Raw genomic sequence first — 24572 nt, 5'->3', positions numbered from 1 at the left:
CGTTACGTTGTTTATAGAGTTCAATTTAATACCTAACGTTCAAAAGAGTCATATTTGATATAAATGATGCGTAAAAAAAACTTTTTTAATATTTATTTAACAACTGTGCTTCTTGTGGTGAGTTGTTTTTCAGGCGCTTTCGCGAAAGCGCAATCCAATAATAATTCTAAAAAATTCAAGGTTGTTCTCGATGCTGGGCACGGTGGAGGCGACAGTGGTAACCGTGGGAATGGTTACTATGAGAAAAACATAGCGCTTAATGTAGTGCTAGCCTTAGGGAAAGAATTAGAAAAACAATCTGATGTAGAGGTAATTTATACAAGGAAAACAGATGTTTTTTTAGAATTATGGGAACGTGCAGATATTGCAAACAATGCAAATGCCGATCTTTTTATAAGCATACACTGTAATTCACACTCCTCACAAGCCAAGGGAACAGAAACTTTTGTGCTTGGTATAGACGGTAATGCAAAGAATATGGCCATTGCCAAAAAAGAAAACTCAGTGATCCTACTAGAGGAAAACTATGAGAAACGATATGCAGGTTTTGATCCTAATAGTCCAGAAACTAGTATAGGTCTTGAGCTTATGCAAGAGGAATACTTAGATCAAAGTATCAACCTAGCAAGCTTTGTAGAAAATGAATTTACAGGAAGCGTGAAGCGCAGCAGTCGTGGTGTAAAGCAAGCTATATTCTGGGTGCTGCACAGGTCTGTAATGCCTAGTGTACTTATAGAAACAGGTTTTCTCACTAATAACGAAGAAGGAAAATTTTTAAACTCTCGTGCTGGTCAAGAAAAAATGGCAAAGGCAATTAGTAAAGCTGTTACAAATTATAAGAAGAGTATACAGATGAACGAGCGTGTTGAAATTGCAGATCATGTGATTGAAAAAACTACGACACCTATTGCAACACCTAAGTCCAAGGTAGTAGAGGGCGTGACCTTTAAAGTACAACTTGCAGCGAGTAAACGTAAGCTAGAAACAAAATCTTATAATTTTAAAGGGCTCAGGTCTATAAGCCGCTCCAAAGATGGGCGTCTTTATAAATATTATTACGGAGCGACCTCAGATTATAATTTGGCGCGCGAGCAATTACAAGAAGCAAAGAATAAAGGCTATAAAGAAGCTTTTATCGTATCCTTTAATAAGGATAATATTAAAGTACCGCTTAATCAAGTGTTAAATTAGTCTTATACGTGAGGATTGCCTTTAACAATTGACCTACATTTGTTTTAACCAATAAGCATCTTATTTAATGTCTAAAGAAATAAAAACCGCCATTTTAGTTATCGCAGCGCTGCTGCTTGTAATATTTGGTTACAACTACCTCAAAGGCAATAATCTTTTAGATAAGAGTAAAATCCTTTATGCTAAGTATGATAATGTAGAAGGTCTTGCGCCTTCATCTCAAGTGACTATTAATGGATTGCCAGTAGGGAGAGTAATGTCTATAGACTTTGCAGATAGTAGCGGTAAACTTGTGGTTAAATTTGTAGTAGAAAAAGACTTTGAGTTTTCAAACAAGAGTCTTGCGAGAGTATATGGAGGAGGTCTTATAGGTGGTAAATCTCTGGCAATTATTCCTTCTTACGAGAAGGGGAGAAATGCTAAGACTGGAGATACCTTACCTGGTGAAATGGGTGAAGGGATCATGGAGCTTGTAAATGAACGTCTTACTCCACTTCAAAATCAAGTAGAAAAAGTTATAGGAGATACAGACTCGTTGCTGGTAAACGTAAACTCAGTATTAGATAGAGATACGAGAGCAAATTTAAGAGACGCCATAGCAAACTTTACAGATGCTTCTCGTGAGATGAAAGGAATCTCTAAGTCTGTAAATGGATTACTAGCTTCTAATCAAGATAAATTTGACCGTACCATTACAAACCTAGATAAGATGAGTGGCAACTTTGCTACATTATCAGATTCGCTCTCAAAAATTCAAATGGGACAAATGGTTGCAGATTTAGAAAAAACTATCGCAGATTTCCAAGAATTATCTAATAAGTTAAATTCTCCTGAAGGAACCGTAGGTAAACTTTTGAATGATGATCAACTTTACTTAAATTTGGATCGTACAGCAAACCAGATGGGAGATCTTCTTCAAGATATGAAGCTTAACCCAAAACGTTATGTACATTTTTCACTCTTCGGGAAAAAGCCAGGAGAGTATACCCCGCCTAAAGATTCGTTACAGTAGGCGGGAGCTTAACTAACGAATTTATATGCAATACGTACAAAACATCATTTTTCTCATTGTTCTAGTTTTAGGAGTTGGTTTTTTTGTTAAAAACATCAAGAAACTTCTACGTAATATTAACCTAGGAAAGGACGTAGACCGGTCTGATAATAAGCCACAACGCTGGCGGAATATGGCAAAAATTGCCTTAGGGCAATATAAAATGGTAAAAAGACCAGTTTCTGGTATTTTACACGTCGTTGTTTATATTGGTTTCATTATTATCAATATTGAGGTTCTCGAGATTATCATAGATGGACTTTTTGGTACACATAGAATTTTTAGTTTCTTAGGAGGAGTATATGACTTCTTAATTGGAAGTTTTGAAATTCTTGCTTTCTTAGTACTGGTTGCTGTTATTATTTTCTGGCTACGTCGTAATGTGATGAACATAAAACGATTCTTAAGTCCAGAACTTAAAGGATGGCCTAAGTCTGACGGTAATATTATTCTTTATTTTGAAGTAGTATTAATGGGGTTATTCCTCACAATGAATGCCGCAGATTTACAATTACAAATGATGGGTGCAGATCATTATGCCTCGGCAGATGGAAGTATCACTGGCTCATTCCCAATAAGTAGCTTCATTGCTCCACTTTTTGAGGGTATGTCTGTAAGCGCACTCGTTATTGTAGAGCGTGCTGCATGGTGGTTACACATTGTAGGTATCTTAATTTTCTTAAACTACTTATACTACTCAAAACACTTACACATTCTACTTGCATTCCCAAATACTTGGTATGCTAAGCTTAAGCCACAGGGAGAGTTTAATAATCTTAAGGCTGTAACAGATGAGGTAATGCTTATGATGGATCCAAATGCAGATCCTTTTGCAGCCCCAGCCGAAGGTGCTGAGGAGGTTGAGGTTGGAAAATTTGGAGCTAGTGATGTGACAGATCTTAACTGGGTACAACTTATGAACTCATATAGTTGTACAGAATGTGGTCGTTGTACAAGTGAATGTCCTGCAAACCAAACTGGAAAAAAATTGAGCCCTCGTAAAATCATGATGGATACACGTGATCGTCTTGAGGAAGTAGGTAAAAATATAGATGAAAATAACGGAGTATTTGTGATGGATAACAAGCAGTTGCTTGATGATTATATCACAAAAGAAGAGCTTTGGGCTTGTACTACGTGTAATGCATGTGTAGAAGCTTGTCCTATAGGTATCGATCCTTTAAGTATTATTGTTGACATGCGTCGTTATATGGTAATGGAGGAAAGTGCAGCGCCTACAGATTTAAACAACGCGATGACCAATATTGAAAATAATGGAGCGCCATGGCCGTTTAACCAGATGGATAGAGGTAACTGGATAAATGAAGCATAGATATTTTATAGTTGTAGTGTTATTGTTGAGTTTCGCTTTCGCGAAAGCGCAATCCCCTACAAAGAATTATAAAATTGACAGCTTACAATTTAAAATGTATACACGTCTATTTGTAAATGAACAGTTACAAGTAGATAGCGTTACTGTAAAAAAGATTTTTTGTGATTATTGTAGTGATTCTCAAATGGGTGTACTACGTGACGAAGCAATGAGACAATCCCTTATAGAGCGTTATAATCCTAAGTATAATAAACCAGGAGAACACAGACTGGCACTTTATGTGAGATTTAGTAAAGAAGATTTTAAGAATTTAAACGACAACCATGAATAAAGAAGACGTAGACAAGATGTTAAGTGAGAAACTAGAGGATGGTGAACACGTAAGTCCGGTGCTTCCAGAGGGAGTCAAAAATTACTTAATTGACATAGATGGTACTATTACAGAAGATGTTCCTAACGAGGAACCAGAACGTATGAGTACATGTGAGCCATTTCCAGATGCGCTTAAAACATTAAATAAATGGCATGATGAAGGTCATATTATTTGCTTCTTTACCTCTAGAACAGAAGAGCATAGAGCAGTTACTACAGAATGGCTTAATCGTCATGGGTTTAAATTCCACAGCTTACTTATGGGGAAACCTAGAGGAGGTAACTATCACTGGGTAGATAATCACTTAGTAAAAGCAACTCGTTATAAAGGGAAGTTTACAGACCTTATCGAGAAGAAAGTAACTATTGAAGTTTTTGAAGATTAATTAAATACCGTTTTTTACACGGAATACAAGAATATGAGCGAGACACTTAAAGTACCCACTATGGCCGAGTATGTGGCGCTAGGAAAGCAACCAGAAGTATTATTTTGGGTAGGTTGTGCAGGAAGTTTTGATGATAGAGCAAAAAAAATAACAAAGGCTTTTGCACGTATCTTAAATAAAGCAAATGTAGATTTTGCTGTGTTAGGAGCAGAAGAAAGTTGTACTGGAGATCCAGCAAAACGCGCTGGAAATGAGTTCTTATTCCAGATGCAAGCAGTAACAAACATTGAAGTGCTTAACGGATATGAAGTTAAAAAAATAGTAACGGCCTGTCCTCATTGTTTTAATACACTTAAAAATGAATATCCATCACTAGGTGGAAACTACGAAGTAGTACACCATACACAGTTCTTAAAGTCTTTACTAGAAGATGGTCGTCTTACAGTAGAGGGAGGTAAATTTAAAGGAAAACGTATCACTTTTCATGATCCATGTTACTTAGGTCGTGCAAACGGAGTATACGAGGCTCCAAGAGATTTGCTACGTAAACTCGATGTTGAGCTTGTTGAAATGCGTAAGTGTAAAACTAACGGACTCTGTTGTGGAGCTGGTGGAGCACAAATGTTTAAAGAGCCAGAACCAGGAAATAAAGATGTAAACATAGAGCGCACAGAGCAAGCACTTGAAGTGAAGCCTGATATTATTGCTGCTGGATGTCCTTTCTGTAATACAATGATGACAGACGGAATAAAAGGTAAAGAAAAAGAAGGTAGCATCGAGGTAATGGACGTTGCCGAAATGATAGCATCTGCCGAAGAATTATAGAGGCTATCAATGATAAGGATAAACCTAGTCAGAAGCCGGATTTGTTCGATAAGGTCGTTCATATTATAGCTACTCCTGGCAGTATTGTACTCCTTATAATTATTATAAGAATCATATATCGATACTTGAAGTACGATAGTTTTAGTTTATTTTAAAGCGGATTAATTTCCGCTTTTATTTTTAAAAAAAATATAAAAATGCTTGTAGATTTTAATTCACTTTCTGACTCATCGAGAATCTGGTTATATCAATCTGATCAAAAATTTACAGAAGAACAAGTGGCTCAACTAGAGAAAGATATGGCTACTTTTTTAACAAGCTGGACTGCTCACGGAGCAAGCCTAAAAGCTGGTTTTGAAATTAAATATGACCGCTTTATTGTGATAGGTCTTGACCAGTCTGAAGCTGCTGCAACAGGATGCTCGATTGATAGTCAAGTGCGTTTTATCATAGCGCAGCAAGAGGAGCTAGGGGTAGATTTATTGGATAAAATGAATGTGACCTACTATCAGAATGATCGTATTCACTACAAAACACTGCTAGAGTTTAAGAAGATGGTGAAAGATGGGGCAGTAGGTAAAAATACCAAGGTGTTTAATAACCTTGTTGCAAATGTAGGTGAGTATAAAACTAATTGGGAAATTCCAGCAATAGATAGCTGGCACGCTCGTTTTCTCAAGAAGGGAAAATAGAAGAATCTTGCAGCTTCTTAAGATGTTGTTAAGATTTGCACGCTTTCGCGAAAGCGTACCTCAAACCCTTTACTTTTATATTAGATTGTCATAGGCGCTGTCTGGCGTTATTATTGCAATCGTAATTACAACTTAAAATATTGCATTTATGGCGCCTAGACGCATTATCACCATATTATTTTTCTTATTTGTTTCTATAATTTCTTATGCCCAAGAGCGATACCCGCTCTATGCAAATGACATTATTGCTCAGCGTAAATGGGTAGATTCTGTCTACAAGCAAATGACGCCTAAGGAACGCGTGGGGCAGTTATTTATGGTCGATGTTTTTTCTAGTGACCCTAAGGCTAAAATTGATAAGATTAAGAAACTTATCAAGGAAGAACATATAGGTGGACTTATATTTTCTAAGGGTGGTCCTATGCGACAGGCGAAACTCAATAATGAGTTTCAAGACCTTGCAAAAACGAAGCTTCTCATAGGGATGGATGCAGAGTGGGGGCTTGCGATGAGATTAGATAGTACCTACGCTTTCCCTTGGAATATGACGCTAGGAGCTATACAAGATAATAATATCGTAAGGAAAGTAGGAAAGCGTATAGGAGAACATTCTAAGCGATTGGGAGTACACATTAATTTTGCTCCAGTAGTAGATATAAATATCAACCCAGCAAATCCTATTATAGGAAATAGATCTTTTGGCGAAGATAAAATCAACGTTACAGAAAAAGCAATTGCCTTCATGGAAGGAATGCAAGAAGCTGGAGTTTTAGGAAGTGCAAAACACTTTCCTGGTCACGGTGATACAGATAAAGACAGTCACAAAACACTACCTACACTTAATTTTACCAAGGAACGCCTTCAGAGCGTAGAGATGTATCCTTACAAGCCTATTATTCAAAATGGTATAGCAAGTATTATGGTTGCACACCTTAATGTGCCAGCACTTGTGCCAGAAGTAGGAGTGCCTACAAGTATCTCACCTACTATCGTGACAAAAATGCTTAAGGAAGATTACCGTTTTCACGGTCTAATATTTACAGATGCTTTGAATATGAAAGGCGCTGCAAATTTTAAAGAGCCTGGAGATATTGACCTTGCAGCTTTTGAGGCAGGAAATGATATTTTATTGATAAGTGAAGATGTACCCTCTGCATCTGCCAAAATTATGAAGGCTCTTGAATCTGGAAAAATTACTGAGGAAAGACTAGCACACTCGGTAAAGAAAATATTATACGCTAAATATAAAGTAGGCTTAAATAACTATAAACCTGTTGTTACCAAATATCTTCTTGATGATCTAAACTCTCGACTAGATGACGTGGTTTATAGTGAGGCAATAGAAAACGCAATTACTGTTACAAAGAATAACAATAATGTCCTTCCTGTTGTAAATATAGATCAGAAAAAGATTGCTTATTTAGGCTTAGGTGATGATGATGGATCTGCATTTAAATTCCAACTACGCAAGTATGCGCAGGTGGATGAGATAAAATCAAAAACTCTTGAAGCTGCTCAGAAGGCATTAGAAGATTTTAATTATGTCATTATAGGTTTTCATAGATCTAATGCAAACCCTTGGAAGTCCTATAAATTTTCGGCAGAAGAGATTAGATGGATTACGGAGATTGCAAAAACTAAAACTGTTGTTTTAGACCTTTTTGTAAGGCCTTATGCAATGCTAGATTTGCAAAATAGCTCAGATATTGAGGCTATAATTCACAGCTATCAGAATAGCCAGCTAGCGCAAGAAAAAAGTGCGCAACTTATTTTTGGAGCTATACCTAGTAAAGGAAGGCTACCAGTTTCTCTTGGTAAAACGCCAATCAGGACAGGTTTGCAATCTGGAACTTTAAGAAGGCTTTCATATGGAATTCCAGAAGAGGTAGGGGTAGATTCAGATACGCTTAATATCAAAATTGATTCCCTTGTAAATCTCGGGATCAAAAGAGCGATGATGCCAGGTGCTCAGGTACTAGTGGCCCGCCGTGGTAAAGTGATTTACGATAAAAGCTTTGGATATCACACCTACAATAAAAAGCGCGCTGTACGTCCAGAAGATATGTATGATGTTGCTTCTATGACAAAAATACTCGCTTCTTTACCTTTATTGATGGAGCTTGAGAGTGAAGGGTCTATTGCATTAGAAAATAAACTAGGCGCTCTTATTCCTGCACTTAAAGGGAGTAATAAGGCAAATATAACACTCAAAGATGCGCTATCACACTATGGTCGTTTCAAGGCATGGATACCTTTTTATATCAGCACACTAGATTCTGTTACAAAAAAGCCACTTGATGATTATTATAGCACGGCATACTCAGAAAATTATAATATTAAAGTTGCCGAAAAAATGTACCTGCGTACAGGGTACGGTGATACACTAGTTAAGAAAATAGCAGATAGTGACCTTCGTTCTAGACTATCCTATAAGTACAGTGACCTTCCTTATTATTTGATGAAAAAATTTCTAGAAGATCACTACAATGATAATCTTGATGAAATTACAAGATCACACTTTTATAACGCATTAGGAGCAAACTTTACGGGCTACAGACCATTGCGCAAGTTTGCCAAAGATATGGTTGTACCATCAGAAAACGACTCTTACTGGCGCAATCAGAAAGTACAAGGCTATGTGCATGACATGGGAGCAGCCATGCAGAGTAATATGGGTGGTCATGCTGGTTTATTTTCAAACTCAAATGACGTTGCCAAAATGATGCAAATGTATCTTCAAAACGGATATTATGGTGGTAAGCGCTACTTTTCAAAAGAGACTATGGATCGCTTTAATACCTGTTATTACTGTGATAAGAATGTGAGACGAGGCGTAGGTTTTGATAAGCCACAGCTAAGCGGTGGTGGCCCTACATGTGGTTGTGTGCCTATGACGAGTTTTGGTCATAGTGGTTTTACGGGGACTTACACGTGGGCAGATCCAGAGAACGAACTTGTTTATGTATTTCTATCTAATAGAACATTCCCCACTATGGATAACCGTGCCCTCATAAAATCTGGTCTAAGAACCAAGATTCAAGAAGTCATTTATAATGCTTTAATTGATTAAATTTGAAGTGCTATTTATATACTCGTATTGTAAGTGATATGATGTGAGTACGCTTTCGCGAAAGCAAAAAAGAAATCTACCAAAAATCCTGTTATGAAAATTGCAATTGTCTGTTACCCAACCTTCGGAGGAAGTGGAGTAGTAGCAACAGAACTAGGAATCGCCTTGTCAAAAAGAGGTCACGAAGTACATTTTGTAACATATAAGCAACCTGTACGCCTAGCTTTATTAAATGACAATATTCATTTTCACGAGGTAAACGTTCCTGATTATCCTCTTTTTCATTATCAGCCATATGAACTAGCACTTTCTAGCAAGCTGGTCAAAATCATCAAGAAAGAAAAAATTGATATTTTGCACGTACACTATGCAATTCCTCACGCATATGCAGGATATATGGCAAAGGAAATGCTCAAGCAGGAAGGTATTCATGTGCCTATGGTAACGACGTTACACGGTACAGATATTACGCTTGTAGGTAGTCATCCATTTTATCGCCCGGCAGTAAGTTTTAGCATCAATAATAGTGATGTGGTAACTTCAGTTTCAGAAAGCTTAAAGCAAGACACACTGAGACTCTTTGAAATCACTAGAGAGATTGATGTGGTGCCTAACTTTATAGATTTTGGTGCAAAAACAGATACCTTTACAGATTGCCAGCGTGATTTGATGGCAAATGAAGATGAGCGTATTGTTACGCATGTGAGTAACTTTAGAAAAGTAAAGCGTATCTCAGATGTGATCGAGGTGTTCTATCGTTTACAATTAGAAATTCCTTCTAAGCTACTTATGGTAGGTGAAGGCCCAGAAAGAGAAGCAGCAGAAGAGCGCGTAAAAGAACTAGGTATAGAAGATAAAGTACGTTTCTTAGGAAACAGTAATGAAGTAGATAAAATCTTATGTTTTTCTGATTTATTCCTACTGCCATCTGAGGCAGAAAGCTTCGGACTTGCGGCGCTAGAAGCGATGGTAAATCGTGTGCCTGTGATTTCAAGTAACGCAGGCGGTATTCCAGAAGTAAATGTAGATGGAGTGACCGGTTACTTGTCTAACGTAGGTAACATTGCAGATATGGCTCAAAACGCTATTAGAATCTTAGAAGATGATGATACGCTTGCAAAGTTCAAAACAAACGCAAGAAAAGAAGCGGCCAAGTTTGATATACAAAACATTGTGCCGCTTTATGAATCTCTTTATAAGAGAGCTTTAGAAAAAGTCTCTTGATTAAAATAGGTAACGTATCCCTAATGCTACGTCAAATTCTAGATCATCATCAAAGTCATTTAGGATCCCTATTTCTGGTCTAAAATCTAGCGATAATAGTAATGGGATATCAAAACGATACTCAATACCTATATCTCCAGCTGCGTTTACAAAAAACTCATTGTCATCATCGTCAAAGAAGGGAGCGTCGTTATCTACATCAAAAGCACCTACAGCGGCACCTACACCTGCATACCAGTTAAAACCGCCATCGATGTTCCATACCCACTGGTAAATTCCTGTTCCTTTTACTGCGTCAAAGTTGTTTCCAGATCTCCAAGCTAATCCTAATTCTAGTCTGTTGTTTTCACTTAAAGCTCTTTGGTAATTTACTTCTGTACTGAATCCGTCGTTGTCTCCTATTCTCAGACCTATTGCATTAGGAGAGATTTCTTGAGCATAAACTATTCCACTTAATCCTAGAAAAAGTAGGGCAATAACTAGTGTTTTTTTCATTGTAATTGTTTGTTTGAATTGGCAAAACTATTAGTAATTATATAGTCATAACGTTAAGGGCTACATAAAGTTTTAGTTACTTTTATCTTAATGGAAATTAGTTTGAAAAAATTAGAAATCGAGTTTGATGGAGAGTTACATGTAGATCAACTACATAAAATTATCTATGCAACAGATGCATCTGTATATCGCAAGATTCCGCTTGCTGTTGCATTTCCTAAGACGGTAAATGATATTAAGAAATTATGCGCTTTCGCGAAAGCGCAACACATCACCCTTATCCCAAGAACCGCGGGAACCTCCCTTGCTGGCCAATGTGTGGGCGATGGTATCGTAGTAGATGTTTCTAAGCATTTTACAGAGATTATTCACTTTGATAAAGAAAAGCAGCAGGTAACAGTACAGCCTGGTGTTATAAGAGACGAACTCAATTTGTTTTTAAAGCCCCACGGTTTGTTTTTTGGACCTAATACCTCTACTGCAAACAGATGTATGATAGGTGGCATGGTGGGAAATAATTCATCTGGAACCACCAGTATCAAGTACGGTGTTACAAGGGATAAAGTCATTCAATTAAAGACGGTATTATCAGATGGTAGTGAAGCTATTTTTGAAGAACTAGATGTAACTGGCTTTCGCCAAAAATTGAACCTTGACAACTTGGAAGGTTCCATTTATAAGACAGCAAACGATTACTTTTCTCAAAGTGCCGTTCGCAATGAGATCAAAGAGCAGTTTCCAAAACCTGAAATCCATCGCCGAAATACGGGTTACGCACTTGATGAAATTGCTAATGCTGCGCCATTTGAAGAGCACGGAAAGCCTTTTAATTTCTGCAAACTATTATCTGGGAGTGAAGGTACACTTGCATTTACCACAGAAATTACCTTGCAGTTAGATGTGTTGCCACCTGCTCATGGCGTTATGGTTGCAGGGCATTACAAGGATTTAGATTCCTGTTTACAAGCTGTAGTTCCTGCCATGAAGCATGATCTGTATACTTGTGAGATGATGGACAAGGTGATCTTAGATTGTACTAAGAACAATCGGGAGCAAGAGAAAAATAGATTTTTTATAGAAGGCGACCCAGCAGCAATATTAATGTTCGAGTTAAGGGATGCTACTCTTGAAGGGGCCATGCAGCAGGCAGAAGAGCTTATAGATAGTTTGCAGCAGGATGGGCAAGGATATGCATATCCTATATTACAAGGAGATCAGATTGCACAAGCAATGGACCTGCGCAAAGCTGGTCTTGGCTTGCTGGGGAATATGATAGGAGATAGAAAGGCCGTAGCATGTATAGAAGATACAGCGGTCGCGCTAGATGATCTTGCGCCATATATAAGTGAATTTACTGCGCTCATGAAAAAACATGAGCAAGATGCCGTGTACTACGCCCACGCTGGTGCGGGAGAAATACATTTACGTCCTATTCTTGATTTAAAAACTTCTCAAGATGTAGCACTTTTTAGACAGATAACTACAGATGTAGCGCATTTGGTTAAAAAATACAATGGTTCTATGAGTGGCGAGCACGGTGATGGTATCGTGCGCGCAGAGTTTATCTCTATGATGGTAGGCGATGAGAATTATGAGGTAATGAAAACCGTAAAAGGAGCTTTTGATCCTCATCAAATATTTAATGCTGGAAAAGTAATCGATGCTTTCCCGATGGATGAAAGCTTGAGGTATGAAGTAGATCGCAAGGAGCCAGCGGTAGATACACTCATGAATTTTGAGGATAATCAAGGAATCCTAAGACTTGCCGAAAAATGTAATGGAAGTGGCGATTGTAGAAAATTACCAAGTGCAGGAGGTGCAATGTGCCCTAGTTACAGAGCAACAAGAGAAGAAAAGGATACTACTAGAGCAAGAGCAAATGCCTTAAGGGAGTTTCTTACTACATCAAATAAGTCTAATAAATATGATCATACAGAGTTAAAGGAGGTCTTTGATCTTTGCTTAAGCTGTAAGGCCTGTGCTAGTGAGTGTCCTAGTAATGTAGACGTAGCCACGCTAAAAGCTGAGTTTGAGTATCAATATCAGAAAGCTAATGGAAGCAGTCTTCGTACAAAGCTGTTTGCAAACACGACAAAAATCAATAAACTAGGAGCATTTTCTCCTAGAATATATAATACACTTCTTAAAATAACTGCAGGGATAACAAAAGCTAGCTTGGGAATAGCACAAGAGAGAAGTCTACCTTTATTAAATGTATTTTCAGATCCTGCAGATATATCTGGAAAAGCTAATTCTAGTGTAAATCAGAAATTGAAAAGTAAAACAAAAGTCATTTTATATATTGATGAATTCACTCAGTTTCTAGATGGAAACATTGGTCAAGATGCTTTAACGCTGTTACGTCACCTTGGTTATGAGGTGGAAGTTGTGACTAACCATGATAGTGGCCGCTCTTACATTTCTAAAGGATTTCTTGAGGAGGCAAAGACGCTGGCAAATAAGAATATTGAACTATTAAAGGATTTGGCAGAAGACACTGTAATTCTAGGTATTGAACCTTCGGCTATTTTATCTTTTAGAGATGAATATCTTCGGCTTGCAGATGATGTGGAGAATGCCCAAAAGCTTTCGGCACAATCATTTTTAATTGAAGAGTTTTTACATAGTGAAATCAAACGAGGTGTTATTACCTCCGAGCAATTTTCGGCGAAAGCCAAAAAACTAAAAATACATGGTCACTGTCACCAGAAAGCACTTTCCTCTGTGTCACATACGTTTGCCATTCTTAATCTTCCTTTAAATTATACTCCTACTATTATACCTTCTGGTTGTTGTGGGATGGCGGGTAGTTTTGGGTATGAAAAAGAGCATTATGAGGTAAGTATGAAAGTAGGCGAGCAAACGCTATTTCCTGCGATAAGAAAAGCAGATGGTGAGACTATTATTGTAGCCAATGGTACAAGCTGTAGGCATCAGATTAAAGACGGTACAGCACGAGTCGCTATGCATCCTGTAAGCGTGTTACGCGATGCGCTTTTAGAGTAGTAATTAATGGTACGTGACTATTGAGTATTAATTAAGAATATCTGGTTTGAACATTCTGGGGCTCTAGGAGAATTTTTGAGCTGTTATGCGATTTTTTAGGCTGGATTTCTCTATAGTAGTTGAGACTCCATTTACGGTTATGGTACTCTAGATAGCTCAAGTTTTCAATCCAGTCGCCACTATTTAGGTAAAGTGTGCTTCCTTTCGGAGTGTTTACCTGTTGTTTTGCTGGTTGATGTATATGACCACAGATAACGTAATCAAAATTATTTTCGATAGCGAGATCTGTTGCGGTTTTTTCAAAGTCATTGATAAACTTTACAGCTCCTTTTACACTATTTTTAATCTTTTTTGAGAGAGAATACTTTTCTCTTCCCATACTTACGAGCCATTTATTGAGGAGTCTATTAAATAGAATTAAAAAATCATAACCCCATCCGCCTAGTTTTGCAATCCACTTAGTGTGCTGTATGGATGCGTCGAATACGTCACCATGAAAGAACCAAGCTTTTTTACCATCTAGATTAAGAACAAGTTTATCTATGAGGTGGATGTTTCCCATGGTAGCATCGCTAAATTTTCTAAGCATCTCATCATGATTGCCAGTGATATAGTACACGTGAGTTCCTTTTGAAGCAAGTGTGATTATTTTTTTAATCACTTTAAGGTGCTCTTTAGGAAAGAAACGTTTTCTAAACTGCCAGATGTCAATAATATCACCATTTAAGATGAGTATTTCTGGTGCGATAGAGTTTAAATATTGACAGACTTCTGTAGCGTGGCAACCGTAAGTGCCTAGATGTATGTCTGATAGTACTGCAATTTCTACGGGTCTTTTCACCGAGATTGTTTTGCTTGTAAGGTCTTTAGATTTTAAGAGAGGATGGTAAAGTAGATGTTAAGAAGTATAAAAGTTATAGTTATATAATATAGATCAAGTTAATTAATCATTAAGTGAGTTTTTAGTTTTTGATTATGGCCTTTTCAATTTACATTTGTTAAAAACACATACGATGGCAGGTAATACGTACGGAACTATATTTAAGGTCACCACTTTTGGTGAATCACATGGTAAGGCTATAGGTGGAATTATAGATGGATGCCCTGCCGGTTTGAGTATTGATTTTGATGCGATCCAGCATGACTTAGATCGTCGCAAGCCTGGACAATCTAAAATTGTAACCCAGCGTAAAGAACCAGATACCGTAGATTTCTTGTCAGGCCTTTTTGAGGACAAAACAACGGGAACTCCTATAGGTTTTCAGATTGTAAATACTAATCAGAAATCTAAGGATTACGGTCACATTAAAGATACCTACAGACCTAGTCACGCAGATTATACCTATGATAAAAAATACGGAAACCGTGATTACCGTGGTGGAGGAAGATCTTCGGCGAGGGAGACAGCTAGTCGCGTAGTTGCTGGAGCCATTGCAAAGCAATTTTTGAAAGGGATATCATTTCACGCATTTACAAGTGCTGTGGGCGACTTAACTATGGATACACCATACCAAGATCTTGATTTTAGCGAGATTGAAAAAAATGATGTGAGGTGTGCAAATCCCGCTTTCGCGAAAGCGTGTGAAGAAAAAATTAAGGAAATAAAAAAACAAGGAGACACCATAGGAGGTGTGATCACTTGTGTAATTCAAAATGTACCTGTAGGTCTTGGAGAGCCGGTATTTGATAAACTTCATGCAGAGCTAGGAAAAGCAATGTTATCCATAAATGCTGTAAAAGGATTTGAATACGGAAGTGGTTTTGAAGGGGCAACTATGAAAGGAAGTGATCATAATGATCATTTTAATACAGATGGAACTACAAAAACCAATCTAAGTGGTGGGGTTCAAGGAGGTATATCTAACGGGATGGATATTTACTTTAAAGTAGCGTTTAAGCCAGTGGCAACCGTAATGCAAAAGCAAGAAACTATTAATGCATCTGGAGAAGTGGTAGAAATGCAAGGAAAGGGAAGGCATGATCCGTGTGTTGTACCTCGTGCAGTACCTATTGTAGAAGCAATGGCAGCACTTGTAATAGCAGATTTTGTACTACGAAATAAATCTGTTAGATTGTAGAAGTAAAATTTCTAAGGAGGATAGCTAGTAAGGCTATGTATTACCAAGGAATTAATAGTAATTTGGAATAATTTTAAACATCACATATTCAACTCACTAGTTGGATTTTTATTCAAGAAGGAACTACTACCTATGAAAAAATTAGCACTACACTGGAAGATTATTATTGGTTTAATTTTAGGTGTGGTTTGGGCACTGATATCTTCTTCGGTAGGATTAAGTGACTTTACAATTAATTGGATTGCCCCTTTTGGAACGATTTTTATCAATCTGTTAAAACTTATTGCAGTTCCTTTAGTTCTATTTTCTATCATCGCTGGAGTTGCTGGTATAGGTGATCCATCTAGTTTAGGTAGAATGGGTGGAAAAACACTTCTAGCTTATCTTATTACTACATTACTAGCTGTAGGATTAGGTTTGACACTTGTAAACATTATACAACCTGGAGCACTTGTAGATCAAGAAAGTCGTATAGATAACAGAATAAGTTATGAACTTTGGGCTCAAGAACAAGGTGTTGAAATAAAGGATGGTGTAAATTATTTACAAGATCCTCAGTTTATGGAGCGTGCTGGACGTGTAAACGAACTCGTAAAATCAAAAGGGGAAGATGCAACCGTTGCCGAAAAAATGAAAACTGCAAACGCGACTAAAGACGCAGGTCCTTTACAACCTCTTATTGATCTCGTTCCTCAAAACTTTTTTAAAGCGCTCACAGATAATGGGTTAATGTTGCAAATTATCTTTTTTGCTATATTTTTTGGAATCAGCTTGTTGTTTATTCCTAAGGAAAAATCTGGACCGGTAATTAAGCTAGTAGACAGTGTGATGGAGGTATTTTTAAAGATGGTGGATTTTGTAATGCAAGCATCTCCATTTTTTGTGTTTGCTTTGTTAGCTGGTGTCATTAGTAAAATGGCGGGAGATGATATAGGAAAGGTTGTTGAAATATTTAAAGGACTTTCTTGGTATTCGCTTACAGTATTTTTGGGCTTGATGCTAATGATATTTGTGATGTACCCATTGATTATAAAGCTCATTGTACGTAAGATTCCTTACAGAGGATTCTTTAAAGCAATGGGACTAGCACAAACAACAGCTTTCTCTACCTCAAGTAGTGCTGCGACTCTTCCAGTAACGATGGAGTGTGTGGAGGACAACTTAGGAGTTGATAAGAAGATAACGAGTTTTGTACTTCCTATAGGAGCTACAGTAAATATGGATGGTACTGTTTTATATCAAGCTGTAGCAGTGGTTTTTCTTGCACAGCTTCACATGATTGATCTTACATTAGGACAACAGCTTACTATTGTACTTACTGCAACATTAGCATCTATAGGATCTGCAGCGGTACCTAGTGCTGGACTTGTGATGCTTATTATTGTGCTGGGATCTGTAGATTTAAATCCAGCTTGGATTGCGATTATCTTTCCTGTAGACCGTATTCTCGATATGTGTAGAACGGTTGTAAATGTAACTGGAGATGCAACAGTTTCTTCTATAATTGCAAAAACGGAGGGAATGCTTAATTATGATGAGAATGTAAATCCAGATGACGCCTTTAATCCTGATAAATAGGTAGTTAGGCGAAAAAATGGCTTAAAAACATTTTGTAGGGGAAATCTTCATTACTTTCATAATCCCAGACTACTATTCTGTATATTAGCTACTTAGCTATGGTGTAAAATCATAGTTATGAAAGTATTTACGTGTTCATTGTTGCTACTAGCAACATCTTTTTTACATGCTCAAGTGGGTATAGGCACAACTACACCTTCTAATGCTGCTATGCTCGAAATAAGCGGTGTTACTAGCAGAGGTGACTATAAGGGATTTATTCCTCCAAGAGTGGCGACCACGGCAAATCAAATTAGTATTGCACCTACCACTACAGATATAGGTCTTATGGTTTTTGTGGAGGAAACCGGTTGTCTAGACTTTTGGACTGGTACCGCATGGGAAAGTATTTATTGTTCAGGCGGACCTTCAGACATTTGGATCAACGAATTTCATTATGCAAATAACGGTACAGATGTAAATCAGTTTATCGAAATTGTTGGACCTGCTGGTTTGGATATCTCTGGTTATTACCTAGTAAGATACCGTGCAGATACAGGACAACCCTATGGTGTAATCCTTACATTTTCTGGAACTATAGATGATGAGGAAAATGGCTATGGAGCTATTTCTGTAGATGCTAATTTACGAAATGACACCAGTGGTTTTGCGCTAGTAGGTCCGGATGGTAAAGTGATACAGTTTTTAAGTTATGAAGGAACTATCACAGCTACTGGTGGTCCAGCAAATGGACTTACATCAATTGATGTGGGCGTCATAGAGACTACAAGTACAACCGCAACGCAATCTATACATCTTACAGGAACAGGCAATTCTTTTATAGATTTTACTTGGAGTACTAGTGCTGTAGGACAAAGTACAGCAGGAACAAAAAATGTAGGGCAAACTTTTAATTAGGAGATTATGAGTTTATCAAAACAGTCTTTGTGTGTAATTGGAATGATTTTCTATTCATTTGTTTTAATAAGTCAAGTAGGGGTAGGCACTAGAAATCCCTCAGAAAAGGCGATGCTAGAAGTAACTAGTCAAATAGATGGTGCGGGTGCTTATTTAGGTTTTATGCCACCACGGGTTCCATCTGACGCAGCAAGAGATGGCATACCAACAACTATTGCAGATAAAGGTATGATGGTCTATGTAGAGGCTACGGGCTGTATCGATATTTTTAATGGAGAATTCTGGGGTCATATAAAATGTGCATCAGAGATTCCAGTGAGGACAGATATTTGGATAAATGAAATACATTATGAAAACGCAGGCCCAGATACAGGAGAGTTTATTGAGATCGCAGGAGCCGCCGGTTTAGATATTAACGGATATTCTATTGTGCTCTATAATGGCAACAATAATTCTGCATATAATACCCAATTCTTAACCGGACTCATACCTAATGATACTGGGAATGGTTTCGGCTTTGTAACTATTAGTTATCCACCTAATGGAATTCAAAATGGCGGCGCCCTTCCAGATGGCCTTGCACTTGTAAATCCAGCAGGTAAGATAATCCAGTTTTTAAGTTATGAAGGTGTGTTTACAGCGGTAGGTGGCGTAGCAGATGGTATAACTTCCATAAATATAGGTGTAGAAGAAAATACCGCAACACCTATAGGCCAATCTCTACAGCTTAGAGGTGGTCCTGGAAATGTCTATGCTAACTTTAACTGGATAACTTCTGCTATTAGTACTTCTGGAGCAGCAAATAATGATCAGAGTTTCGATTAGGCATCTTTAACTATTCAACCACTCTTTTTAAGTACGCAAGTTTTATTTAAAATTATAGGCGTGCTTCTTCTGTATATCTACAAATAATATCTTGAGATAAAGTTTTAGTGTATAGCAAGTCTCAATTACAATTTATAGTCTTAACTATTGTTGCAGTTATATTGTATTTTTAAACTTTATAAATGTATACCCCATTATTATGAAAAATAGTATTCTTTTGGCATTTCTCTTTATAACAATTTTGAGCTGTAAAGAGCAAAATCAAAACAATAATGACTTAGAGAGTAAAATTGAACAAGTAGTACCCTCTTCTCAAGAAGGAACAGAAACTCAAAAGTTAAAGTGGAGTGAAGAATTCAATGGTACAACTCTAGATACTTCGCAGTGGAATTACAAGACAGGTGCTACTGGCTGGGGAAATGAAGAATTACAAAACTATACAGATGGGAATAATGTTGAGGTGGCAGACGGGTCTCTCAAAATTATTGTAAAAAAAGAGGGCAAAGGTCAAAAAGTAGGTGATTATACTTCTGCTAGAATAACTAGTACTCAGAAAGTGCAATATGGTCACGTAGCTATCAGAGCAAAAATGCCAGATTATAAAGGAAAAGGTATCTGGCCTGCATTATGGATGCTAGGTGCAGATATTACAGAGATAGGATGGCCACAATGTGGTGAGATCGATGTGATGGAATATGTAAGTAAAAATCCAGATCAAGTACTACAAACGATACATAGTGTTGCAAATAATCACTCTAATGGAACACAAATTTCAACAGATTTTATCGCACTTCCTACTATTGAAGAGGAGTTTCATATCTATGGATTATTGTGGAAAGAAGACCAGCTTCAATTTTATATAGATAGCCCTGATAATATAACGCTTACCATAGATCGTCCAGAAGATTATAATAATGAAAACTGGCCTTTTATGAAGGAGTACTATTTTATACTCAATATTGCCGTAGGAGGTAATCTTGGAGGTAAGGTAGACGACCTCATTTTTCCAGCATCAATGGAGGTAGATTATGTACGTGTGTACGAAATGGATTAAAGGGACTATTACGCTTTCGCGAAAGCATACTTAAAACAATACCATGAACAATATTCAAACAATCGCCTTTGATGCAGATGATACCTTATGGATTAATGAAACGTTCTTCCGTGATGCCGAAGATGAGGTGTGTAAGTTACTGAGCCCTTATATAGATTATGATGCATGCCAGCAACGACTTTTTGAGATGGAAATGCGCAATCTCTCTCTTTACGGATACGGGATAAAACCTTTTACTTTATCACTAATTGAATGTGCGCAAGAAGTTTCTGAAAGGAATGTCACTAATGAGATTATTGCAAGCATTATAGATATAGGTAAAGAAATGCTTAACGCTCCTGTAGACCTTATTGATGGTATTGAAGAGGTGCTTGAGAAGCTTTCTGATAAGTATAAACTTGTAGTAGCTACTAAGGGAGATCTTCTCGACCAAGAGCGTAAACTAGAAAAATCTGGACTTTCAAAATACTTTCATCACATAGAAGTAATGTCAGACAAGCAGCCAGCAAATTATCTTAAGCTAGTGAAGCATCTAGATATCAAACCTGATTCTTTTCTAATGATAGGTAATTCATTGAAGTCTGATGTGCTGCCAGTCTTAGAAATAGGAGGTCATGCATTTCATATTCCTTTCCATACTACATGGGCGCATGAGCAGGTAGATATAGAGATTACTCACGAGCGTTTTAAGTCATTTAAAGCTTCTAGCGATATTCTCAAGCATTTATAATTGCTATTTTATAAGAGTCATTTTATGAGTTACTCTTCATATTTATGAAGTTTATTGATGATGTGATAAAATGAATTATTTAATTACGCTTTCGCGAAAGCGTGACACATCTTTTTGTTAACTTTAGATAAATCTCAACCCAAATATGATGAATTTTCACACACGTAAATGGATAAAACCAGAAGACTTAAATCCTAATGGAACACTCTTTGGCGGAAGGCTCTTAGAATGGATTGATGAAGAGGCAGCACTTTATGCCATCATCCAACTCGAAAACCCTAGGACGGTTACAAAGTATATGAGTGAGATAGACTTTCGTTCAAGTGCAAAAAAAGGAGATATTGTAGAAATAGGGATAGAAGCCACGGCGTTTGGCACTGCATCTCTTACATTGAGATGTGAGGTGCGCAATAAGATGACTCGAGAGATTATTATTAGTATTGAACGTATTGTGATGGTAGGTCTCGATGAAGATGGTAAAGCGCAAGCACATGGTAAAACACAAATAGAATTTGTTAAAGATAGACTAGAGAAATAGATGACCATAAACAGTTTTGTTAATATGGTTTTATTCTGTTAATGTTATCTAAAAGTAATCTTGCTCATTGCACTCAATTCTTATTTTCGGAGTACTTTAAATAAACTCCATGAAAAGAATACTACTTCTCTGTCTTATTGCCACATTTTTAAACGTTGAAGATTCTTTTGCACAACGCAAAGAATTGAGAAAACGTAAGTCAAAAAACAAAAAAGAGCAGGTCTCACCTCCAAAAAAAGCTAATAAGGATGCAATCAAATCTTATGCTGAGGTAATTACAAAAGAAGCAGTAACAGATTCTGGCTTATTTCAAGTACACAAAGTAAAGAATAATTTTTACTATGAAATCCCATTTACAGCACTTGAAAAAGACATGCTGTGGGTTACTCGTATTGCTCAAATTCCTAATGGACTAGGTGGAGGATACATGAATGCTGGCTCAAAAACTAACGAGCAAGTTGTGCACTGGCAGCGTTTTCAAAATAAGGTGTTACTTAAGATAAAATCATATACAAATGTTGCAGATAGCACCAAGGCAATAAGCAACTCTGTACGAGTAAATAATTACGAACCTACATTATATGCCTTTGATGTAGCAGCTTTTAATCAAGACTCTACTGCCGTAGTAGTAGATGTAACAAAATTATTTTCTACAGATGTAAAAGCAATTAGTCCGCTATCTGGACGCTTGCGCAAACAATATAAAGTAAAGAAACTTGACGGTAGTCGTAGCTTTATCAATAGCGTTAAGAGTTTTCCAGAAAATATTGAAGTAAAGCAAGACTTTACATATGATGCCTCAGAGCCACCTACAGAACGTTCGGCAGAGAGTATAAGTTTACAAGTGAATCAATCTATGATTTTGCTTCCAGAAGTAGCAATGCAACCTAGATTATATGATCCAAGGGTAGGATTCTTTACTGTAAATCAGTATGATTATGGAAGCGATGCCTTAAAAGCAGATAAGAAAACATACATACGTCGCTGGAGACTAGAGCCTAGTGATCCAGAAGCATATAAGAGAGGTGAGCTTGTAGAGCCTGTAAAACCAATAGTCTATTACCTAGATTCAGGAACACCAGAAAGCCTAAAAGAGTACATAAAACAAGGAATAGAAGACTGGCAGAAACCTTTTGAAACAGCAGGTTTTAAAAATGCAATTATCGCAAAGGATGCTCCTACGCCAGAAGAAGATCCAGAGTTTAGCCCAGAAGATATAAGATACTCTGTTGTAAGATATGTGGCGAGTACTACGCGTAATGCTGTGGGACCAAGTGTTTCAGATCCGCGTAGTGGTGAGATTATAGAAAGTGATATTATCTGGTACCATAATCACCTGCGTAGTTATAGAAATAGATACCTTCTTGAAACTGGAGCAGCAAATCCAAGTGCTAGAACTTTAAATACACCAGATGAAGAAATAGGAGAGATGATGCGTATGGTTATTGCCCATGAGGTAGGTCACGCATTAGGTTTTCCTCATAACATGGCAGCTAGTTATGCCTATGATGTAGAGTCTTACAGAGACGGAGCTTTTACACAAGAAAATGGTATTGCAGCTAGTCTTATGGATTATGCTAGATATAATTATATAGCACAACCAGGAGATACAAACATTCGTTTTGTACGCCAGATGGGACCTTATGATCATTATGCGACTAACTGGGGTTACCGCTGGTTACCAGACTCTTCTTCACCGTTAATGGAAAAAGCAACTCTTAATAAATGGATTCAAGAAAAAGCGGGAGATCCTCGTTTTAAATTTGGACGACAGTCTAGTAGCTTTGATCCGCAATCACAGACAGAATCTATAGGTAATGACCCAGTAAAAGCAAGTACCTACGGACTCAAGAACTTGCGCTATGTTGCACAAAACCTTCCTAGCTGGACATCAGATAAAACAAACGACTACGGAGATCTAGAAGAGCTTTATGGAGAGCTTGTAGGTGTGTATAGCAGATTTGTAGGTCATGTTGTAACAAATATAGGAGGAGTTTTTGAAGATATTAAAATGCCTTCACAATCCGGAGTCGTGTATACGCACCTAGATAAAGCTGCGCAAAAAGAATCTATGAGCTGGTTACAAAACAATCTTTTTGAAACTCCTACGTGGCTTGTAGATCCAGCAATCATGCAAAATATAGATCACGCAGGATATGCAGAAAAGGTAAGAAGAGCGCAATCGCGTTATCTTAATAGAATCCTGAGTTTTGACAGAATAGGTCGTCTTATTGATGCAGAGACTACGCAAACAGATTATTATAGCGCATTAGAAATGCTTTCAGACCTTAGAAATGGTATTTGGTCAGAAACTAGCAGAGGCACTTCGGTAGATTTGTACCGTCGTAATTTGCAGCGTTCTTACTTAGATAGAATGGAGTTTTTAATGACAGACCAAGGACCGAGAGCTAGAGCTAGTAGACCAGGTTTTGAAGGAACTCTATACTATGATGTAAGTGTATCAGATGTGCGACCGCTAGTAAGAGGTGAGCTAGGAAAACTGCGTAGCAAACTACGCTCAGCGCGTAATAGCAATGTGAATACGATTACAAAATATCACTATGAAGATGCCCTTGCACGCATAGAGCAATTGCTAGATCCTAAATAAAATTACTCACAGTCAAGATCGATGTCGAGCACTTTGAGACCATAGTTCTTTGCATCATAATTAAAGTGCCACCACTCGGTACGAATAGGTGAGAAGCCAAATTTTTTCATAACAGACCATAATTGCTTTCTATTTGCAGTTATGGTCTCATTATGTGGGTGATCAATATGAGCAGCTTTACCAAAAAAGTCATAGTCACTCCCCATATCTAGCGGAGTGCCATCAAGCTTAACAATAGTCATATCTATGGCAGCTCCACGATTATGTATAGAGCCACTACCATATGGATTTCCTACGTAACCTGGATTAGGATAAATTTTCCACATTTTTTTCTGTACAGATAATGGTCTGTAGCAATCATACAGCTTTACCATGTAGCCTAACTCACAGAAGTAGTTATTTGCATCTACAAGCGCCTCTGCCACCTCTGGTATGAGTAAGCATTGCACACAGTCATAAACTGTTTGTTTTAAAAAATTATCATCTGTAGCATAACGTACATCGTATGCAAAAGTTGAGTCAAACTGGTCTATATTTACCAGCGGACTTTCATCATCACTTTGGAAGGTTAGAAAAAAAAGGGCCATTACTACTAAAAAAAGCGTGCGATACATTCTCA

At 37.5% G+C, this 24572-nt stretch carries 21 protein-coding genes; 18 read left to right on the top strand and 3 right to left on the bottom strand.

Translation table 11 applies throughout. The features are described 5' to 3' along the window. The first annotated feature begins 63 nt into the window (after nt 1-63). From D017_RS14700 to bshA, 9 genes are all read left to right on the top strand, one after another. On the top strand, nt 64-1191 hold the full coding sequence (locus D017_RS14700) for an N-acetylmuramoyl-L-alanine amidase (protein WP_081804702.1): 1128 nt from the start codon (nt 64-66) through the stop codon (nt 1189-1191). Nucleotides 1192-1258: 67 nt separating this feature from the next. After that, nucleotides 1259-2203 carry an MlaD family protein gene (locus D017_RS14695; RefSeq protein WP_035337656.1) on the top strand — a complete coding sequence of 315 codons (945 nt, stop codon included), beginning with the start codon at nt 1259-1261 and terminating at the stop codon, nt 2201-2203. A 25-nt stretch (nt 2204-2228) separates the two neighbouring features. Further along, nucleotides 2229-3575, top strand: coding sequence for a (Fe-S)-binding protein (locus D017_RS14690; protein ID WP_035337653.1), 1347 nt, complete (start codon nt 2229-2231; stop codon nt 3573-3575). Continuing rightward, a complete protein-coding gene (locus D017_RS14685; RefSeq protein WP_035337650.1) occupies nt 3565-3906 on the top strand; it encodes a hypothetical protein in 342 nt (113 codons plus the stop codon). The genes D017_RS14690 and D017_RS14685 overlap by 11 nt, the downstream gene beginning before the upstream one ends. Then, nucleotides 3899-4333, top strand: coding sequence for a phosphoheptose isomerase (locus D017_RS14680; protein ID WP_035337647.1), 435 nt, complete (start codon nt 3899-3901; stop codon nt 4331-4333). Before D017_RS14685 ends, D017_RS14680 begins: the two co-directional genes overlap by 8 nt. 33 nt (nt 4334-4366) lie before the next feature. Then, on the top strand, nt 4367-5158 hold the full coding sequence (locus D017_RS14675; RefSeq protein WP_035337645.1) for a (Fe-S)-binding protein: 792 nt from the start codon (nt 4367-4369) through the stop codon (nt 5156-5158). A gap of 197 nt (nt 5159-5355) precedes the next feature. Next, nucleotides 5356-5850, top strand: a complete 495-nt coding sequence (locus D017_RS14670) for a hypothetical protein (RefSeq protein ID WP_035337642.1) — start codon at nt 5356-5358, stop codon at nt 5848-5850. A 148-nt stretch (nt 5851-5998) separates the two neighbouring features. Next, complete coding sequence (locus D017_RS14665) at nt 5999-8920, top strand: glycoside hydrolase family 3 N-terminal domain-containing protein (protein WP_035337640.1); 2922 nt, start codon at nt 5999-6001, stop codon at nt 8918-8920. A gap of 93 nt (nt 8921-9013) precedes the next feature. Then, nucleotides 9014-10144 carry an N-acetyl-alpha-D-glucosaminyl L-malate synthase BshA gene (gene bshA / locus D017_RS14660; protein ID WP_035337638.1) on the top strand — a complete coding sequence of 377 codons (1131 nt, stop codon included), beginning with the start codon at nt 9014-9016 and terminating at the stop codon, nt 10142-10144. Here bshA and D017_RS14655 read toward each other — a convergent pair whose 3' ends face one another. Then, a complete protein-coding gene (locus D017_RS14655; protein WP_013749568.1) occupies nt 10145-10639 on the bottom strand; it encodes a hypothetical protein in 495 nt (164 codons plus the stop codon). A gap of 90 nt (nt 10640-10729) precedes the next feature. Between D017_RS14655 and D017_RS14650 the strand changes: the two genes are divergently transcribed. Beyond that, nucleotides 10730-13645 carry an FAD-binding and (Fe-S)-binding domain-containing protein gene (locus D017_RS14650; RefSeq protein ID WP_035337635.1) on the top strand — a complete coding sequence of 972 codons (2916 nt, stop codon included), beginning with the start codon at nt 10730-10732 and terminating at the stop codon, nt 13643-13645. 31 nt (nt 13646-13676) lie between these two features. On the opposite strand, the gene D017_RS14645 is transcribed toward D017_RS14650, so the two are convergent. Then, complete coding sequence (locus tag D017_RS14645) at nt 13677-14486, bottom strand: UDP-2,3-diacylglucosamine diphosphatase (protein ID WP_051583936.1); 810 nt, start codon at nt 14484-14486, stop codon at nt 13677-13679. A 172-nt stretch (nt 14487-14658) separates the two neighbouring features. On the opposite strand from D017_RS14645, the gene aroC reads away from it, so the two are divergent. From aroC to D017_RS14605, 8 genes are all read left to right on the top strand, one after another. After that, complete coding sequence (gene aroC / locus D017_RS14640; RefSeq protein ID WP_035337632.1) at nt 14659-15723, top strand: chorismate synthase; 1065 nt, start codon at nt 14659-14661, stop codon at nt 15721-15723. Nucleotides 15724-15855: 132 nt separating this feature from the next. Next, nucleotides 15856-17301, top strand: a complete 1446-nt coding sequence (locus tag D017_RS14635; protein WP_035337630.1) for a dicarboxylate/amino acid:cation symporter — start codon at nt 15856-15858, stop codon at nt 17299-17301. A 117-nt stretch (nt 17302-17418) separates the two neighbouring features. Beyond that, nucleotides 17419-18198, top strand: a complete 780-nt coding sequence (locus tag D017_RS15070) for a hypothetical protein (protein WP_051583935.1) — start codon at nt 17419-17421, stop codon at nt 18196-18198. A gap of 6 nt (nt 18199-18204) precedes the next feature. Beyond that, the gene (locus D017_RS15065) at nt 18205-19023 is read left to right on the top strand and encodes a hypothetical protein (protein WP_152023911.1); all 819 of its coding nucleotides are present in this window, start codon (nt 18205-18207) and stop codon (nt 19021-19023) included. Between the two features lie 199 nt (nt 19024-19222). Beyond that, the gene (locus D017_RS14620; protein ID WP_035337628.1) at nt 19223-20077 is read left to right on the top strand and encodes a glycoside hydrolase family 16 protein; all 855 of its coding nucleotides are present in this window, start codon (nt 19223-19225) and stop codon (nt 20075-20077) included. Between the two features lie 43 nt (nt 20078-20120). After that, the gene (locus tag D017_RS14615) at nt 20121-20807 is read left to right on the top strand and encodes an HAD family hydrolase (protein WP_035337625.1); all 687 of its coding nucleotides are present in this window, start codon (nt 20121-20123) and stop codon (nt 20805-20807) included. A gap of 148 nt (nt 20808-20955) precedes the next feature. Beyond that, entirely contained in the window at nt 20956-21345 is a 390-nt protein-coding gene (locus D017_RS14610; protein ID WP_035337623.1) for a hotdog domain-containing protein, read from the top strand. A 109-nt stretch (nt 21346-21454) separates the two neighbouring features. Next, nucleotides 21455-23953: a zinc-dependent metalloprotease gene (locus D017_RS14605; RefSeq protein ID WP_035337620.1), complete on the top strand. Its 2499-nt coding sequence runs from the start codon at nt 21455-21457 to the stop codon at nt 23951-23953. Nucleotides 23954-23955: 2 nt separating this feature from the next. Here D017_RS14605 and D017_RS14600 read toward each other — a convergent pair whose 3' ends face one another. Further along, nucleotides 23956-24540, bottom strand: coding sequence for a M15 family metallopeptidase (locus tag D017_RS14600; RefSeq protein ID WP_225969312.1), 585 nt, complete (start codon nt 24538-24540; stop codon nt 23956-23958). Nucleotides 24541-24572: the final 32 nt, after the last annotated feature.

The sequence above is a fragment of the Dokdonia sp. PRO95 genome, assembly GCF_000355805.1.
Taxonomy (GTDB): Bacteria; Bacteroidota; Bacteroidia; order Flavobacteriales; family Flavobacteriaceae; genus Dokdonia.
This window is presented reverse-complemented; position numbering and strand designations above follow the sequence as displayed.